The organism is Qipengyuania sp., from assembly GCF_042095715.1.
Taxonomy (GTDB): domain Bacteria; phylum Pseudomonadota; class Alphaproteobacteria; order Sphingomonadales; family Sphingomonadaceae; genus Qipengyuania.
Genome location: NZ_JBELMO010000142.1, coordinates 1 through 2,709, shown reverse-complemented (window position 1 = coordinate 2,709; position 2,709 = coordinate 1). Strand labels below are relative to the sequence as shown.

Below are 2,709 nucleotides of genomic sequence, written 5' to 3'. Positions count from 1 at the left end.
GATGGATGCCACGCAATGGACGAACGAGGCCATCATCTCCGATGCGCTGGGTCGCGGCGCAGACCTGACGATCGGCTCACGGGCCGAGGGGTGGCGCCTCGCCCGCTGGCGGCAGTTCGTTGGCAGCTACGACCTGCCCGCATTGCCGGACCCCACCTTCGTGGTTCACATCGCCGGCAAGCCGAAGGTCAAGACATGGGAGCGGGACGGCTGGAGCGAATCGAGTTCCATTCCCGGCTGCGCGACGATCATCCCCGCCGGTCAGGCGACCGGATGGCTGGTCGACGGCGAGCTCGATGTGGTCACCCTGAGCATCTCGTCCCATGAACTTCAACGGGCGCCCGCGCTGGACCAGTTCAAGCGCATGCGGTTCGCCTTCACGGACCCGCTGGGGGTAGCGCTCACCCGACAGGTTCTTGCCGAGCTATACGCACCACAGACCGACGAACGAACCGTCTATGTCGGCGCGCTTGTCGGCGCGCTGAAGGCGCACATGCTGCGCGGCCCGGTCTCGGCGAACGCGGCCAGCTTTCCGACCGCCGACTTCTCCGCCTATCGCATCCACCACGTCATGAACGCGATCCTGTCGCGCCCGGAGGCCGATCACAGCCTGGAAGCGATGGCGGCCGAGGCCGGTCTGACGCCCTCCCACTTCTGCCGGGTGTTCAAGAAGGCGACGGGCATCACACCGCATCAATATGTGATGAAAGCGCGCCTCGATCGCGCGCAGGAGCTGCTCGGCTCGTCCGATCTGTCGATCGCGACGATCGCCGATCAACTGGGCTTCACCAGCCAAAGCCATTTCACCCGCGCCTTCCGCCAATATGCGGGCCAGACCCCGAGCGGTTGGCGCCACGCAGCCCAATGACACCGAGGTAGCCCATGCAGACCACCGCCGCCGTCGCCCGCGAAGCCAAGGGCCCGTTCTCGATCGAGACCGTGGAGGTCGAGGAACCGCGCGCGGGCGAGGTGCGCGTCAAGATCGCGGGCGTCGGTCTGTGCCACACGGACCTCGTCTTTCGCGACCAGTTCGTGCCCTACCCGCTGCCCGCCGTCCTCGGGCATGAGGGCGCCGGCACGATCGACGCGATCGGCGAGGGCGTCGCCGGCCTGGCGGTCGGCGACCGAGTGGTGCTCGGCTTCTCCAGCTGCGGCCATTGCGCCCGGTGCGGGGACGGCCTCCCCAGCTATTGCACCGATTTTCCGCCCCTGAACTATGCCGGCATGCGGCTGGACGACGGGTCGATGGCGTTCTCGAACGGCGAAGAGCGCATCGCCTCGCACTTCTTCGGTCAGTCCAGCTTCGCCGCGCACACGATCGTCCGTGCGCGCAACGTGGTCAAGGTAACCGATGCGGAGGCGCCGCTCGCGATCCTCGGGCCGCTCGGCTGCGGGTTCCAGACCGGCGCCGGCGGCGTGATGCGATCGATGGCATGCCCCGCCGGATCGACGATCGCGATCGTCGGCGGGGGCCCGGTCGGCCTCGCCGCCGTGATGGGCGCGAAAATCCAGGCTTGCTCGACGATCATCCTTGTCGAGCCGGTGGCAGGCCGACGGCAGCTGGCGCTCGATCTTGGTGCCACCCACGTCATCGACCCGACAGCGGGGGACGTGACGGCGGCCGTGCGCGACATCCTACCCGGCGGGGTCGATTTCGCGTTCGATACCAGCGGGCGCATCAATGCGATCGAGGCGATCCTCGGCGCCCTTGCTCCCAGGGGCATGCTCGGGCTGGTCGGCGTGCCGCCGCGGGCCGAGGATGCGATCAGCCTCAACCTCGCGGGCATGATCACCTACGGCCAGCGCATCGTCGGCATCATGGAGGGCGACAGCGACCCGCAGACCTTCATCCCCGAACTGATCGCCGCGCACCGCGACGGACGGTTCCCGTTCGACCGGCTGGTGCAGACCTTCCCGATGTCCGCGATCAACGAAGCGATCGCGGCCCAGGCGCGCGGCGAATGCGTCAAGGTCGTGCTGCTGCCGTAAGCCGGCGCCTTGACGTCGCCATACGGGTCAGGCGCGATACTCGTCCCGTAGCTTGCGCTTGAACAGCTTGCCAGTGGGTTCGCGCGGCAGCGCATCGGTGAACGCGACGCGCTTGGGGGTCTTCACTCCGCCAAGCGCGTGGCGGGTGAATTGCCGCAACTCCTCGGCGAGCGAGTCGCCGGCGTCGACCCCGGGCGCGGGTTGCACCACCGCCAGCACCATCTCGCCCATCTCCTCGCACGGCACGCCGATCACCGCCGCGTCGGCGACGGACGGATGGGTGACCAGCACATTCTCGATTTCCTGCGGGTAGATGTTCACGCCGCCCGATATGATCATGAAGCTCTTGCGATCGGAGAGGAACAGATAGCCCTCCTCGTCCACATGTCCGATATCGCCCAGCGTCGCCCATCCGCGCGCATTGTGCGCCTCGGCGGTCTTTTCGGGGTCGTTCAGATACTGGAACGCCGGACCGTCGCTGAAATAGACATTGCCGGTCTCGCCCGCCGGAAGCTCGCGATCCGAATCGTCGACGATGTGAAGCCGACCCACCACGGCTCGGCCCACCGATCCAGGCTTGCGCAGCCACTCTTCGCTGGAAATCGCCGTGATCCCGCAGCTTTCCGTGCCGGAATAATATTCGTGGACGATCGGCCCCAGCCATTCCCTTCATTACGTGCTTCACTGCTTACATTGAACTGTTCAATTCTTTTCTTGATC

General features: G+C 66.7%; 2 protein-coding genes and 1 pseudogene. 2 read left to right on the top strand and 1 reads right to left on the bottom strand.

Annotation, left to right across the window (positions count from 1 at the left end; genetic code table 11):
- Window position 1 precedes the first annotated feature (1 nt).
- Together ACFDTG_RS16605 and ACFDTG_RS16600 are read left to right on the top strand one after the other, a co-directional pair.
- Window positions 2–868 carry a helix-turn-helix domain-containing protein gene (locus ACFDTG_RS16605; protein WP_375249419.1) on the top strand — a complete coding sequence of 289 codons (867 nt, stop codon included), beginning with the start codon at window positions 2–4 and terminating at the stop codon, window positions 866–868.
- A gap of 14 nt (window positions 869–882) precedes the next feature.
- The gene (locus ACFDTG_RS16600; protein WP_375249418.1) at window positions 883–1,989 is read left to right on the top strand and encodes an NAD(P)-dependent alcohol dehydrogenase; all 1,107 of its coding nucleotides are present in this window, start codon (window positions 883–885) and stop codon (window positions 1,987–1,989) included.
- Window positions 1,990–2,016: 27 nt separating this feature from the next.
- Here ACFDTG_RS16600 and ACFDTG_RS16595 read toward each other — a convergent pair.
- Window positions 2,017–2,655: pseudogene (locus tag ACFDTG_RS16595) on the bottom strand (acyl-CoA synthetase); the annotation flags it as partial.
- Window positions 2,656–2,709 lie beyond the last annotated feature (54 nt).

What these genes read in the sequence shown, in the direction of transcription:
- ACFDTG_RS16605 (WP_375249419.1), top strand. Translation starts at nt 2, where the DNA reads ATGGATGCCACGCAATGGACGAACGAGGCCATCATCTCCGATGCGCTG.
- ACFDTG_RS16600 (WP_375249418.1), top strand. Translation starts at nt 883, where the DNA reads ATGCAGACCACCGCCGCCGTCGCCCGCGAAGCCAAGGGCCCGTTCTCG.